At 71.9% G+C, this 14,366-nt stretch carries 11 protein-coding genes; 3 read left to right on the forward strand and 8 right to left on the reverse strand.

Annotated elements, in window-relative coordinates:
* Positions 1 to 163 precede the first annotated feature (163 nt).
* Positions 164 to 739 (reverse strand): AMIN-like domain-containing (lipo)protein, encoded by a 576-nt coding sequence (locus ABTX78_RS08635; protein ID WP_352206055.1) that lies wholly within the window; start codon positions 737 to 739, stop codon positions 164 to 166.
* Positions 740 to 988: 249 nt separating this feature from the next.
* Here ABTX78_RS08635 and ABTX78_RS08640 point away from each other — a divergent pair, with 249 nt between their 5' ends.
* Positions 989 to 2,095, forward strand: coding sequence for an AI-2E family transporter (locus tag ABTX78_RS08640; protein ID WP_352206056.1), 1,107 nt, complete (start codon positions 989 to 991; stop codon positions 2,093 to 2,095).
* A 24-nt stretch (positions 2,096 to 2,119) separates the two neighbouring features.
* Here the strand turns inward: ABTX78_RS08640 and ABTX78_RS08645 are convergent, their stop codons facing one another.
* Entirely contained in the window at positions 2,120 to 4,129 is a 2,010-nt protein-coding gene (locus ABTX78_RS08645) for an AfsR/SARP family transcriptional regulator (RefSeq protein WP_352206057.1), read from the reverse strand.
* A gap of 113 nt (positions 4,130 to 4,242) precedes the next feature.
* On the opposite strand from ABTX78_RS08645, the gene ABTX78_RS08650 reads away from it, so the two are divergent.
* Entirely contained in the window at positions 4,243 to 5,121 is an 879-nt protein-coding gene (locus ABTX78_RS08650; RefSeq protein ID WP_352206058.1) for an alpha/beta fold hydrolase, read from the forward strand.
* 13 nt (positions 5,122 to 5,134) lie between these two features.
* On the opposite strand, the gene ABTX78_RS08655 is transcribed toward ABTX78_RS08650, so the two are convergent.
* From ABTX78_RS08655 to ABTX78_RS08680, 6 genes are all read right to left on the reverse strand, one after another.
* Positions 5,135 to 6,649: a SpoIIE family protein phosphatase gene (locus ABTX78_RS08655; protein ID WP_352206059.1), complete on the reverse strand. Its 1,515-nt coding sequence runs from the start codon at positions 6,647 to 6,649 to the stop codon at positions 5,135 to 5,137.
* 235 nt (positions 6,650 to 6,884) lie between these two features.
* Positions 6,885 to 7,169, reverse strand: coding sequence for a hypothetical protein (locus ABTX78_RS08660; RefSeq protein ID WP_352206060.1), 285 nt, complete (start codon positions 7,167 to 7,169; stop codon positions 6,885 to 6,887).
* A 44-nt stretch (positions 7,170 to 7,213) separates the two neighbouring features.
* A complete protein-coding gene (locus tag ABTX78_RS08665; protein ID WP_352206061.1) occupies positions 7,214 to 7,531 on the reverse strand; it encodes a hypothetical protein in 318 nt (105 codons plus the stop codon).
* 63 nt (positions 7,532 to 7,594) lie between these two features.
* On the reverse strand, positions 7,595 to 8,332 hold the full coding sequence (locus ABTX78_RS08670) for a D-Ala-D-Ala carboxypeptidase family metallohydrolase (RefSeq protein WP_352206062.1): 738 nt from the start codon (positions 8,330 to 8,332) through the stop codon (positions 7,595 to 7,597).
* 38 nt (positions 8,333 to 8,370) lie between these two features.
* Positions 8,371 to 9,369, reverse strand: a complete 999-nt coding sequence (locus ABTX78_RS08675; RefSeq protein WP_352206063.1) for a penicillin-insensitive murein endopeptidase — start codon at positions 9,367 to 9,369, stop codon at positions 8,371 to 8,373.
* A gap of 36 nt (positions 9,370 to 9,405) precedes the next feature.
* Complete coding sequence (locus ABTX78_RS08680; RefSeq protein WP_352206064.1) at positions 9,406 to 11,148, reverse strand: glycoside hydrolase domain-containing protein; 1,743 nt, start codon at positions 11,146 to 11,148, stop codon at positions 9,406 to 9,408.
* A 162-nt stretch (positions 11,149 to 11,310) separates the two neighbouring features.
* Between ABTX78_RS08680 and ABTX78_RS08685 the strand changes: the two genes are divergently transcribed.
* Positions 11,311 to 14,313, forward strand: a complete 3,003-nt coding sequence (locus tag ABTX78_RS08685; protein ID WP_352206065.1) for an AfsR/SARP family transcriptional regulator — start codon at positions 11,311 to 11,313, stop codon at positions 14,311 to 14,313.
* The last annotated feature ends 53 nt before the right edge of the window (positions 14,314 to 14,366 follow it).

Below are 14,366 nucleotides of genomic sequence, written 5' to 3' on the forward strand. Positions count from 1 at the left end.
TAGGCAGCACTCTTCACCTACATGCCACCATGTCCGCCACCAAGGAGCGCCTTTTGTTAGGCCACCCCGGTGATACGGGCGCACGGGAGGTTTGCCCCGCTCCGCACCGTGACGGCCGGCGCGGGACAGCCTCCCTACCGGAACCAGGCCTCAGTCGCGCGGGTCACCACGTGTGGGCCACGTCCACGATCAGTTTGTCGCCGGACTGCAGCACCCGGAACGGAAGCCTCGCGCGGACACCGAGCCCGATCTGCGTGCGTCCTTCGAAGCTCGCGCCGAACCGGGTGTCCTTGAACGTCTTGTACCCGGTCACGTCCACGCCCGGCAGGGGCTTCGCGGCCCGCCCGCCATACGTCTGACGAAGCGTCATCGGGTCGTAGCTCGGGGCGGAGACATAGACCTCCAGAACGGCACCACCGCCGACCGGTATCGGGTCGCCGGAGCCGTCCTGGTGGAACGCGTCGACATAGCCGACGTAGTAGCCGAGCCTGCCCGTCGCTCCCTTGACGTCGAAGACCATGCGGTCGTAGCACTCGCCCCGGGACGTGGTCACGTTCCGCAGCGGCTTCGAGTCCGTGTCGAGGGCCTGCTCGACGGTACTGCCCCACACCGTCGAGCACGCGGACGGTGCCGCGGCGCCCGTTGCCGGCCGTGTCGCGGCTCCCGCCGGTCCCACCGCTGCCACAAGTCCCGCCCCCGCCAGCGCAAGTGCCACACCTGTTGCCCAGTGTCGCCGCATGTTCTGCTCCCCCACATCGATGAGTTACCCGTACGCCTTGTGAGACGGATGAACGACGCGTACGTTGCATAACTCGCAGCTTTCAGCCACAAAGAGGCCCAAAGACGCGCTCTTTCCTCTCTCGGGGAAGAGCTGAGGGCGGGGCGGCAACTCCGTTCGCGGCGACCGGCCCGCTACGACACACCCGCGGCTGTTGCTGAAGGGGCAGCGGATACAGAAGTGCGAGGCGAGTACCCATAAGGTGACCCCATGTCTGCCAGGTTGAGCTCCCGAAAAACCGCCGCCGCGCTCCGGACGTCGGCGCGTGTGTCCGCCGAGTTGCTGTTGGTCCTCGTCATGGCTGCGGTGGCCCTGTGGGTACTCGGCCGTATGTGGTCGGTCGTCTGGCCGCTCATAGTGGGCCTGTTCCTCACCACGCTGACGTGGCCCCTGACGCGGTTCCTGCGCCGGCACGGGTGGCGCCCCGCTCTGGCGGCGTCGGTCGTCACCGTGCTGTTCCTCCTTGTCGCCGTGGGGGTCGCGGCGCTCATCGCGGTGCCGGTGGCGTCCCAGTCCGGTGAGCTGACCGACGGTGTGGTCGAAGGCATCGCGAAGCTGCGCGAATGGGCCGCCGGGCCGCCCCTGAACATCGGCGACGACCAGATCACCAAGGCCCTCGACTCCGGGGTGGCGCGCCTCCAGAGCAGCGTCGGCAGCATTGCCTCCACGGTCGTCACAGGAGTGAGCACCGTGTTCAACGGTGTGGTCACCGCCGTTCTGGCGCTCTTCCTGATGTTCTTCTTCCTCAAGGACGGTCCGCGGTTCCTGCCGTGGCTCACCCGTCAGCTCCCCGGCCGGCTCGCCACCGACATCCCGACCGTGGCCACGCGCGGTTGGGACACCCTGAGCGCGTTCGTGCGTTCCCAGGCGCTCGTCGGTCTGCTCGACGCCGTGTTCATCGGCCTCGGCCTGTGGATCGTGGGTGTGCCGCTGGTGCTTCCGCTGGCGGTGCTGACGTTCGTCTCGGCGTTCGTCCCGATCGTCGGCGCACTGTTCGCCGGGCTGGTCGCGGTGCTCATCGCGCTGGTGTCGAACGGTCTGACGGACGCGCTGATCGTGCTGGCGATCATCATCGTGGTGCAGCAGCTCGAAGGGAACGTGTTCCAGCCCATCATCCAGAGCCGTGGGCTCGGCCTGCACGCCGCGATGGTGCTGGTGGCCGTGGCGCTCGGCGGCAACCTGGCCGGGGTCGTGGGCAGTCTGCTCGCGGTACCGGTGGCCGCGTTGATCGCGGTGGTCTGGAACTACGTGCGCGAGCAGCTCAGCGATCCGCCGCCGGCTCCGACGGCCGACGACCCCGCCGCCGTCCCCTCGTAGCGGTCGTGGCACGCGGGCGAGGTGTCAGCGCGTGTGCCCGAGTGCGGCGGCGAGGGCGTCGAGATACCGCGCGACCGGGCCGAGGGTGAGCATGCCGCTGCCGGCCCCGGCCAGTTCCCCGGCGGCGGGCAGGAGTTGCGCATACGCGCGTTCCATCGCCGTCAGGTCGCCGAGTGCGAGTGCGGCACGTGCCGCGAGGCACCACAGCGCCTCGCACAGCAGGTCGCGGGGCGGGTCGGGAAGCCGGCTCAGCGCCGCGGCGGCCTCGTCGCGGCGTTCTTGGGCGAGCAGGACCAGGGGACGCGTCCACGGTTCGTAGGGCCCCCAGTCGGTCCGGTCCTCGGCCGGAGGTGAGGGAGTGGCCGACAGGTCGTCGGCCGGCGCGGGCCCGGTCGTACGCAGCCGCAGGCACAGCAGGGTGAGGGGCAACAGGCCGTGTTCCAGGCCGGGCATGCCGGCGCCGTCGAGTCGCGCGGCGGCGGCGCGGTAGGCGGCTTCCACCTCCGTCGGCCGTACTTCGCCTGTCTCGTCGAGCCGTAGCGCCCGGTACCACTGTGTGAAGACGCCCACCAAAGGCAGCTCGTGACGCTCGGCCAGGCGGTCCGCGGCGGTCGCGTGCCGGTCGGCGGCCTCGAAGTCCCCGAGGGCGCTGCGTGCTTGGATGCCGATGAGGTGTCCGAGTACCTCGTACGTGGCCAGGCCGTGCCGTGCGGCGAGGGCGACCAGTTCGTCTCCGGTCCGTGCCCGATGCCCGGCCAGACCTGTGTGGTCGAAGGACTGCATGAACACGGCGTTGAGGGCGAAGGCCAGCAGCGCCGGGTCGTCGAGCCGCCGGGCGATCTCCTCCGCCTGCCGGGCGGCGTCGGGGCGGCGCCCCGGAACCGTGCCGCGGGTCTCCAGGGCGATCGTGGCCAACAGCCGGGCGCGCGAGGCGGGGTGAGCGTCTTCCGGCAGCGCGGCGAGCGTCCGTTCGGCTGCCGCGACGACCTGTGCGGCCTGCTCGGGGTCGTCGACGCGGGGCCAGATCGCGGGCACGTCGTAGGCGCCGATCACGCGGGCGATCAGTTCCGCGTCCGCGGACTCCTCAGCCGCCGCGATGGCTGCCACGCGGTGCCGGCGGGCCGTTTGCAACCCGCCTCCTGAGGTGACGGCGAGATTGCGCAGGAGGCTCACGGTCGACTCGAGGCGGGCGCGGGCGCCGGGGCCCACCGTCCGGTCGTAGTCGGCTGCCGCTTCGGCCCATACCCGGCCGGCCGGACCGCCCGCGCCGGCCGCCGGGTCCAGATGAGGGGCCTGGGCGCGGATGTCCGCCTCCAGACGGCGAAGCCGCGGGCCGGGGTCCACCCCCAACTGCTCGACGAGGAGGGTGCGTGCCCGGCGCAGCACGGTGAGGGCGTCGCCCTGGCGGCCGCTGCGGTAGAGCGCGAGAGTGAGCAGTCTCCACGCGTCCTCGCGCCAGGGGTGCTCGCCGACGTGTGCGTCCAGGTCGGACACGGCACGGGCGGCCGCTCCGAGTGCAAGCAGCGTCTCGGCGCGGCTCTCGGCGGCTTGGAGCCGCAGCTCCGCCAGCCGGGAGCGCTCGGTGCGGGTCCATGGTTCGTCGGGGAACTCCGCGTAGGCCGGGCCGCGCCACCACGCCAACGCCTCGTCCAGCAGGGCGAGGGACTGCTCGGGTGGCAGGGTCGCGGCTGTGGTGACGGCCCGGTCGAAGCGCCAGGCGTCGACGGCGTCGTGCTCCGCGCGCAGCGCGTACCCCGGGCCTTGGGTGACCAGCAGCCTCGCCGGGGTGCGGGGCGGGCGCTGCGGTTCCAGTCCGCGTCGCAGGGCGGACACGAACGTGCGGACCGCTCCCACGGCGCCCGGCGGCGGATCGGCCCACAGGTCCTCGACGAGGCGGCCGACGGGGACGACACGGCGGCGGGCGACGATCAGCCGGGCCAGTACGGCGCGGTGCCGCGGACCCTTCAACTCGATCGCGTCACCGGCGCGGTCCCACGCCACCACCGGCCCCAGCACCCCGAACGTGACCTGCACGCGTGACCGCCCTTCCAAGGCATCGCCCCAGGTCACGGTAGCGCGCTCACCGGATGCTCATTCGCCGCGGGGAGACTCGGAGCATCTGCTTCACCGACCGAAAGAGCACCCCCATGGCGCCTGGCATCCCCGGATTCACCTACGACCGCGTACCGGTCGCCGACGGCGTGTCCCTCAGCGTCGCCGTCGGCGGCTCGGGTCGTCCGGTCGTCCTGCTGCACGGATTCCCGCAGACGCACCTGATGTGGCGGCATGTCGCCGCCGACCTCGCGGCCGACCACACCGTCATCTGCCCGGATCTGCGTGGCTACGGAGCCAGCGACAAGCCGGTGGAGACCGATGGCACCGTCTACGCCAAGCGCACGATGGCTGCCGACATCGTGGCCCTGACGCGTGCGCTGGGACACGAGCGGTTCGCTCTTGCCGGGCACGACCGCGGAGCACTCGTCGCCTTCCGCGCAGGGCTGGACCACCCTGAGGCGATCACTCATCTGGCGTGTCTCGACGTGCTGCCCACGCTGGACATGTGGGAGGTGATGCGCGGCGTCGACGCCGCGGTCGGCTTCCACCTCTATCTGATGGCGCAGCCGCAGGGGCTGCCGGAGAAGATGATCGCCGCGGCTCCGGACGCCTTCTTCGGCCACTTCCTCGACATCTGGACCGGTGACCCCGCGGCCGTCCCCTTCGACGTGCGCGCCGCCTATCTGGACGCCTGCCGCGACGCCGTGCCCTCGATCGTGGCGGACTATCGCGCCTCCGCGGGCATCGACATCGAGCACGACCGGGCGGACCGGGACAGGGGCAGCCGGCTGACGATGCCGGTCGGTGTTCTCCAGCAGGACTGGGGCGCCGCACTCGGCTTCGACGCCGCGGCGCTGTGGCGTGCCTGGGCACCGCGGCTTCGGCACACCTGCGTCGCGTACGGCCACTTCATGGCGGAGGAGGCGCCGGCGGAGGTTGCCGGGGAGCTCCGCGCGCTCATGACCGGCTGAGACGGGCCACGGATCAGCCTTCGACCCTGCGCAGGGAGGGCAGGACCCGCGAGATGAGCAGCGCGACGTCGTCGTGGTCACCCGCGTGACGCAGCGTGCTCAGGAGCAGCTCGCAGGTTTCGTCCAGCGAGCGGTGGGGGTCGTCCAGAAGTCCCAGCAGCTTGTCCAGGCGGTCGTCGATGGACTTGTCCCGTCTCTCGACCAGCCCGTCGGTGTACAGGACGAGCTGGTCGCCCGGGTCCAGGTCGATCGTGGTGCTGTGGAAGTGGTTTCCGCCGACGCTGAGCGGGGTGCCGGTGGGCAGGTCCAGGAGCTCGCGTCGTCCGTCGATGCGCAGGACGGCCGGTGGCAGATGGCCGGCGAGGGAGATGCGGCACTGCGCGGTGTGCGGGTCGTAGACGGCGTACACGCAGGTGGCGATGGTGTCCTGCTCGAGTTCGTCGGTGATGTGGTCGAGGTGCCGGAGGACTTCGGCAGGGTCGAGGTCGAGGCCCGCGAGGGTGCGGGTCGCGGTGCGGAGCTGGCCCATGTTGGCCGCGGCGCTGACGCCGCTGCCCATGACGTCTCCGACGACGAGGGCGCTCTTGTCACCGGCGAGCGGGATGACGTCGAACCAGTCGCCGCCGATCTCGCTCGCCTTCTGGGCGGGCTGGTAGCGGGCGGCGAGCGCCAGCCCGGGCCGTTTCGGCGGCGGGTGCGGCAGCAGGCTGCGCTGGAGCGTGAGAACGGTACGGCGCTGCTCCTCCACGGCACGATGACGCTCGGTGACGTCCACACTGGAGGTCACCACCCCCAGCACCTCTCCGTTGGGTGCTTCGAGGCGGTGGAAGGAGATCGACCAGGCGTGTTCGTTGTCCGGATCGGCAAAGGTGCGGCCGCTGGTGTATTGGTCGAGGACGGGGATTCCGGTGGCCAGGACCCTGCGCATGGTTCTTTCGAAGGTGTCGTCCAGGAAGGGCAGCACCTCATGGACGGGCCGGCCGACGTGGTCGGCGGCGGGTAGGCCGTTCATCCGCTCCTCCGCCGGGTTCACCGAGACGTACCGGAGATCGGTGTCCAGCACACCCAGACCGATCGGGGACTGGGACACCAGTCGGTTGGAGAGCGCCAGGTCTCGTTCGACCTGGCGGAGCGTGGCCTGGTCGGTGGCGAGCCCGAGGGCGTAGTAGTCGCCCTGGTCGTCCAGCAGGCGCATGTTGCGGAACTCCACCAGCCGGGTGCTGCCGTCCTTGTGCCGTACGGGAAAGACTCCGGCCCAGCTCTCGCCGTTCTCCATGACGTGGGCGAACATCCCCAGAGCCGTTTTCCGCTGCTCCTCGTGGACCAGAAGGCGGCCCGCGTATCTGCCGAGAGCCTCGTCGGCGGTGTAGCCGAAGAGAAGCTCGGCCTGCGGGCTCCACAGATCGATCCTGCCTTCGTCGTCGAGGAGGATCGCCGCCACGTTCAGAACGTCGAGGAGGCCGCCCGTCGCCGCGCTGGGGGCAGGCCCCGTGTAGGGACCGGCCCGGAAAGACTCGGCCGCACCCATTCCAGGCCTCCTCTCGCATACACCGCCACCGGCAGGGCGCCGGTCCGAGCCGTGGCCCGGTTTGCGCGTCTTCGCCACCTCCATCGTCCCCCTCATGGGGCAGCTTCGGCACTGGCGGCTGGTCGCGGGTCCCGGACGGCGTGTGGAGCGGCCCCGGAGACCGGGGCCGCTCCCTGTGGATCACCACCGTCGGTGCGTCAGTGGGCGGCCCGTGGGTGACCCGTGCGGATTGCGGTCAGCAGAACCATCCGTTCTGGACCCAGCCCCGCCGGTTGATGTCCCCGTAGGCGAAGCCGTAGACCCAGTCCCCGTTCACCTTCTCGACGAGGAAGGTCTGGCCGCGGTAGAGCGTGCCCATCCACGCTCCGTGCGGTGCGGTCACACGGACGAAGAGATCGGTGGCGCAGACGGTCTCGCGTTCGCCGACGGTCCCGTTCGCGGCTCGGGCGGGCGTGACGGTGAGGGCGGCGGCGAACGCGAGGCCGAGGACGGCCGCGGCGCGCAGGGGTGTGCGTTTCATCGGTGACTCCTTCGTGGGTGCCGGAGCTGGTCGGACGCCGGGGGCTACCAGGAGCCGAAGCCGCCGAGGCACTCCTGTCGGACGTACCCCCAGTCGTTGGGGCCGAAGTCGAAGGTCGCCGCCCAGCCGTTGTAGACCGGGTGCGCTCCCCGGGTGTGCCCGACCTTGTTGCCGCGCAGCAGGGTGCGCTTCAGCCCGGTCGGTCCGTGCGCGCTGTCGTAGTTGTCGTAGAAGCTCGCGCTGTCGCAGACGATGACGGCGTGGTCCGGCGTCGTGGGATCCGCGTGGGCCGTCGACGAGGTGGCAACGATTGATCCCGCTAGCAGAGCGCAGGCCACGGCGGCCTGTCCGATGGTCTTCATGCACGTGCTCCCTGAGCAGTGGGTGGGGTGCTTCGAGAAGACGGGCGCCTGGATCGCTGCCGGTCAGATGCCGCAGGAGGGCGCGGACCAGAAGCGGGACGGGCGGTGATCGACGTGTGCGTGGTCGTCGTGGGCGGGGTAGCCCGGGCCGAGAATGCCGTTGAATCCATGGCTCCTGGCCTGCTGGGCGAGCCTGCACAGCGAGTGCGGGCCGGCGCCGAGGTCCGCCGCGTCGCCGTAGAGGTGGCGGCTGCCGGCCGCGCCCCCGACGGCGTTGTTGCAGGCGGTCGACCGGAATCCGCTGGTGACCCGGAGGGGCTGGTCACCCAGTGCGTGGCGCATGGCCTCCAGCTTCCACATCGTGCGCAGGGCGTTGGACTTGGCGGTGCCGGCGGAGACCGCGCCGCCTGCCCAGGTCGTGTTGCAGGTGTTCAGTTCGGCGTAGGAGAAGTGCACGGGCGTGCAGTCGTTGTCCTGAAGCGCGTAGATCCGCTCGAAGGTGGCGGGGCCGGCGATCCCGTCGGCGGGCAGGCCGTAGGCCTGCTGGAACCGGGTCACGGCCGCTTTGGTGGCGGGGCCGAAGTCGCCGTCGATGCCGAGTACGCCTCCGTAGCCGGGATATCCGGCGACGCGGATCTGCAGTTGGGTGACGTCGGCGCCGGCTGCGCCCTGCGAGAGAGTGCGGTTCCAGGTGTAACAGCCGTCCGCGTGAGCCGTTCCGGCGGTGACGAGCGAGCCGGCGAGCAGACCGGCCGCGAGCAGGACCAGGGCGAGGACGGATCTGACGATGCGGTGGGTCATGGGACCTCCAGGTGCGACGTACGTGCGGGGGACGGGGATCAGCAGTCGTAGAGGCTGTTGGGGTGGACCTTTTCGCAGTACCGGACGTGCAGATGGTTGTCGTGTCCGGCGTACTGCGTCGTCAGCCCCTCGGAGATGAGCTGTGGGTCGTTGAAGAAGACGAGGGCGACGTGGCCGGGGGCGGCGGCGCGGACGGCCTGGACCACGCTGCGGGTGGCCGCCCGGTCGTAGGTGGCGGACTGCCAGGTGATGCGGGAGCCGGTGCACTGGGCCGAGTCGGTCCGCACCGGCCAGAGGTCGATGTCGAGACCGACGCGGTGGCTGGCGTGTCCGTCGATGGCTCCGCCGTGTTCGAAGCCGGCGTCACCCATGGGGATCCTGCCGTTGCCGGTGGCGGCGAAGGACGCCGCGGCGGCTTCGAGTTGGGCGACGGCGGCGGCCGTGGCCCAGTTGGCGGTGGTGTTGCCGTCCGGGTCGACGTCACAGAGCCCGCTGCCGGAGCCGAAGGCGGCGTACTCGTAGTGCCACAGAAGGTTCTTCCAGGTGTCCGGCCCGACGATGCCGTCGGCGGTGAGTCCTGCGTGGGTCTGGAAGGCCTTGACGGCAGCGGTGGTCGCGGCGGTGAAGCTCCCGTCGACGGTCAGCCCGGCGCTGCGTTTGGCGTTGAGCAGGGACTGCACGCCCTTGACCGCGGGGCCGGTGTCGCCGCCCCGTACGGTGACGAACAGCCTGGCCCAGGTGGCGGGTCCGACGATCCCGTCGACGCCCAGACCCTCGGCGCTCTGGAAGGCCCGGACGGAGCCGGCGGTCCCGGAGCCGAAGATCCCGTCGGCGCTCTGGCTCCGGCCGTGCGCGGTCAGCAGGTGCTGCAGGGCGACGACGTCGGCTCCTCGGTTGCCGACGCTCTGTGTCGGGGGGAAGGCCTGGGGAAAAGCGTGGGCGGGTGCGCCGACACCGGCCATCAGGAGGACCGCGGCGGCGATGAACAGCCAGGCGCGCCAAGGGAGTCGGCCGTGGTCGCGGAGCCTGTGCCGCATGGCGCGAGCTGTGAGTGCGGGCTGCATGGCGTGCCCCTACTTCCCTGACTGGAGTGCCGACCAGGTGGCCGGTCCGGCGATACCGTCCGAGGAGAGCCCACGGGAGGACTGGTAGTCGCGGACGGCCGCTTCCGTGCCCGAGCCGAAGACGCCGTCGATGCCGACCGTGCGTCCGAGCGCGGCGGTCAGGGCGCGCTGGATCCGTGTCACGGCTTCTCCGGTCGATCCGGTGCGGATGAGTGGGGTGGAGCCGCGGGAGAGCAGGGCCGTCCACGTCCTGGGCCCGGTGATGCCGTCGGCGGGGAGCCCGCGAGCGGTCTGGAAGGAGCGGACGGCGGCCGCCGTACCGGCGTCGTAGGTGCCGGTGGGTGTGCCCGCACCCGGGTCGTGTCCGGCGCTCCTGAGCAGACACTGGGCCGCGCTGACCCGGCTGCCCGTGGAGCCGGACGTCAGTGTCGGATACGCGGTGAAGTCGAGGTTCGTGGTGGAACAGCCCGGGGGTGACGTCGTGGCCGTACGGACGTCGAGGTAGTTGCGGTCGATGCTGACGGTGACGCCGCCCCAGGTCTCGGAGACATCACCCGCGTACTGGTGGATGCGCTGGTGGTCGGCCCAGTAGCCGGCGGGGACGTAGGTGCCGGTGTTGGTGTCGGCGGCGTTGTTCCACCAGGCGTACCAGATGTGGTCGACACGGCTGTAGGCGCTGTTGCCGTACTCGGTGGCCGCGTCCCGGATGCCCGACGAGGCGCTGGAGTAGAGGCCGGAGAGGTAGCCCCGGGCGTGGAGCGCATCCGTCCAGCCGGACAGGTAGGACAGCACGGACGCCTTGCACGAGGCGGTGGACGGATAGCCCTCGATGTCGCTGTAGAGGGCGCTGCCCCCGGGGATGCCGAGCGACTGTGCGGCGGTCACGGAGGCGTCGGCGGCGGCGGCTCCCTGGGACCGGGCGGTGGCCGGCGTGGTGGACATCTTGTTGGAGAAGGTGGAGCACGGGGCCTGCTTGCCGACATCGATGGGCATCAGCCGCCAGCCCTTGGCGGTCTGGTCCGTCACCCAGTTCGCCGTGAGGTTGGGCTGACCGCAGGCACGGGTCGCTCCGCTGATGTAGACGCCGACGGCGCGGTAGGGAGAGCTCGCGTACCAGGCGTTCATGGTCGCGGCGGACGGCGCGGCGCAGGCGTCGAAGCCCTTGCCGGCGAAGGTGCCGGGCTGGGGACCGGCGGCGGCCAGGGGTAGGGCCCCGGCGCGGCCGGGCAGCGGGGTTCGCTCGGCTCCGGCGGCGAGGGTCGCGGAGTCGAGTACGCGGCGTACGGCCGGCTCGGTCTCGGGTGTGTGGGCCGCGGTGACGAGCACTCCGGCGTCCTCGACGGCGACCTTGATCTCGGCGTTGCGGGACACCGGCGTCGGCGCCACGGCCGTGCCGCCGACCGCGCGCGCCGTGGCGCCGGTGATCCGCTGCGCGGAGGATGCGTCGAGCGGTTCGACGAGCAGGCCGGCGGTTCGCCCGACAAGGTGCGCCGGGCAGTCGCTGCGTGCGCCGGGGCGCCCGAGGTAGACGGTAGGGCGGTCGAAGCGGATGCACGCGTCGGGCTGCTCGGTGAGGTCGACGACCTCCCAGCGCGCCGGCACGTCGATCGCGTAGCCGTGGTAATCGACCGTACGTGTACCGCTGTTCACCGGATCGGCCCCGGCGGGCGCCACGGCCACCCCGCCCATCAGGGCCAGGAGCATCGCTGTCACCGACCACAGACGTCGGCCCCTGACTGCACGCGGTTCCATCAGCGGTCTCCTGCCGGTTCACGGAAGTGGAGACCTGTGTCTACCGGGCGGTAGTAGCACGGTGGTTGCGCGACGGTAGCGCGGCTTGGCATGCTCACATCGGCCACTGGCAGGCAGTCCCGGGCCACGGCCGCACGATCCGAGCGCGACCTGGGCGGTGTGATGCGATACCGAATCCTCGGGCGGCTGGAAGTCTTCGACGGCACGCAGTGGACGTCCGTGAATGCGGCGAAGCAGCGTGCGGTGCTGGGACTCCTGCTCATCGACGCCAACCACTTCGTCTCCGCCGACTCTCTGATCCACGAGCTGTGGGGCGATCAGGTCCCGAGCTCGGCGGCGAAGTCCCTCCAGGTGTACGTGCACCGGCTCCGGAAGGTTCTCGGAACGGCGCAGAGCGGACTGCTCACCCGGTCCGGCGGCTATGAACTCGCCCTGGGGGATGGCGAGTCGGACGCTGAACGGTTCGCCGCCCTGACGTCCGCCGGGCGCGCCGCACTGGCCGGCGGGCAGGCGCAGGAGGCCGTGCGTATCCTGTCCGAAGGCCTGGAGCTGTGGCGCGGGCGGGCCTTCGGCGACGTCCTGCCCACCCCGTCGGTGCTGGCCGAGTCCGCACGGCTGGAGGAGTGCCGGTTGACCGCACGCCAGGCTCTCGCCGAAGCCAAACTCGCCGCGGGCATGCACGGCGAGGTGGCGGCCGAACTGGGCGCCCTGCTCGCCGAACAGCCCCTGCACGAGTCACTGTGGGCCACGTTGATGATCGCCCTGCATCGCTCGGGACGCCGATCGGACGCCCTGCACGCGTTCGCCTCGGCCCGGCGCCTCCTGCACGAGGAACTGGGCGTCGCCCCGGGCGCCTGGCTCCAGGAGGCGCTGCGGACCGTACTCGACGACACCGGACCCCGGATCGCCAAGCCCGTCTGTCAACTACCCCCCACGGTCCCGGATTTCGTCGGACGACAGACACACCTCGACCAGACGCTCGGCCTGCTCGGCAGCCCTGCCGCCGGGTCACCGCGCATCGTCGTCGTCTCGGGTGTCGCCGGGGCCGGCAAGAGCGCGTTCGCGGTGCACGCGGCGCATCTGCTGCGCGACGCGTTCCCCGACGGCCAGCTCTACGCCGATCTGCGCACCTCCGCCCAGCATCCGGCCGAGCCCGGCGACATCCTCTTCTCGCTCCTGCGCACCCTCGGGGTGAGCGGCGGCGTCATCCCCGACGGACTCGAGGAACGGTCCCGGCGCTACCGGGCCGAACTCGCCGACCGCCGCGTCCTCGTCGTCCTCGACAACGCCCACAGCGAGCGACAGGTACGGCCGCTGCTGCCCGGAACCGACGACAGTGCCGTCCTCGCCACCAGCCGCAGCGCGCTCGCGGGCCTGGAAGGGGCCCGGCGCCTCGACCTCGGGCTGCTTCCCGACGACGAGGCACACAGCCTGCTGGCCCGCGCGGTCGGCGACGACCGCACCCGGCGCTCCCCCGAAGCCGCCGCGCGCATCGTCCGCCAGTGCGGGAACCTGCCCCTCGCGCTGCGTATCGTCGGCGCGCGGCTGGCCACCCGCTCCCATCTCTCCCCCGGCCGCATCGCGGACGCCCTGGCGGACGAACGCCGGCGCCTGGACGAGCTGATCGCCGGGGATCTGGCGGTACGGGCCAGCGTCTCGCTGAGCTACGCGGCCCTCGAACCGAGCGCGGAGCGCGCCTTCCGCCTCCTCGGCCTGCTCTCCGCCCCCACCGTTCCCGGGTGGGTCGTCGGCGCCCTCCTCGACTGCGGTCCCGCGGAGGCGGAACGCGCCCTGGACCGCCTCGTCGACAACCGGCTGCTGGAGGTCGCAGCGCCCGACGCCACCGGCGAACCCCGCTTCCGTATGCACAACCTCGTGCAGCTGTGCGCGCAGGAGCAGGCCGCCGCGCATGAGCCGCCGCACGAGCAACGGGCCGCACTCGCCCGCGTCTGCACCGCCTATCTGCATCTCGCGCAGCGTGCCGACCGGGCCCTCGCCTCCGGCTTCGCGGGTCCGGTGCCGACACTGCCGGCCACCTGGAACCCGCCCGCCGCCTACGGATTGCCAGCCGGGCCGCTCGCCTGGCTGAGTGCGGAACGCACCACGGTCTGTGCGCTGGTGCGCCAGGCCGAGCCCGGCACGGCGTGGCGGCTCGCCGCCGCACTCGCCGACTCCTTCGAGTCCGCCGCGCACTTCGACGACTGGCGCGACACCCACGAGACGGCGCTGGCCGCCGCACGCGCGGCGGGCGACCGGCTCGGCGAGGCCGTCATGCACCGAGGGCTCGGCGAACTCAACACCGCCCAGGACCGCTACGGCGAGGCGATCACGAGCTTCCAGCGGGCCCTGGACGCCTACGCGCTGCGCGGGCGACCGGACCCGGGGGAGGCGGCGGCGGCCGTGGGCCTCGGAGTCCTGCTGCGGCTGCGCGGCCGGTACCGGGAGGCGTCCTGCCGGCTGGAACAGGGGATTTCCGCCGCGCGGGAGACGGGCAATGCCCGCGCCGAGGCCTACGCGCTGTGCGCGCTCGGCACCGTACATCTGGAACGCGGCGAGACCGCCGCGGCCCGTATCGCCTTCGGCCGCTCGCTCATGCTCTCGCGCACCGCGGGCTATCGCCGGGGCGAGTTCTCGGCGCAGCGCTGCCTCGGCCTCGTCGAACTCGCCTTCGGCCGGCTCGCCGCCGCCCGTGAGCGGCTGGAGACGGCCCACCGGATCGCCACCGGCCAGGGAAACCATGTCGGCGAGGTGCACGTCCTGCAGTGGCTCGGCCACCTCACCGATGTGCACGGTGACACGGAACGCGCCGAAGGCATCCTCGACGGATGCCTGGCCGCGTACCGCCGCTTCGGCGAACGCTTCGGCGAGGCGATCACCCTGCGGGCGCTGGCCGATCTGCATCTGCACGCGGGCCGCCGGCCCGCGGCCATGGAGAGCGCCCGGCAGTCGCTGGCGATCTGGCGGCGGCTCGACTCTCCTTACTGGACCGCCCGGACGCTCGACGTCCTCGCCGACATCCACGAGGAGGACGGCCCCGGCGAGCGGGCCCGTCACGAGGCGACGGCCCTGCGCGCCTCTCTCGGCCTCTCCCCCGACCTGCGCCCGGCGCTCACGCCCTCCCGGCGCCGGCTGGGCGGGCACCTGGCACCGGTGGCCGCGCACTGAGGCTGCCGGGGCGCTTGCGGGCGCGATGGCGCGGACTCGCCGGGCGAGACGAG

Origin of the sequence: Streptomyces sp. NPDC096193, from assembly GCF_040302905.1 — a bacterium.
In the GTDB taxonomy this organism is placed as follows: domain Bacteria; phylum Actinomycetota; class Actinomycetes; order Streptomycetales; family Streptomycetaceae; genus Streptomyces.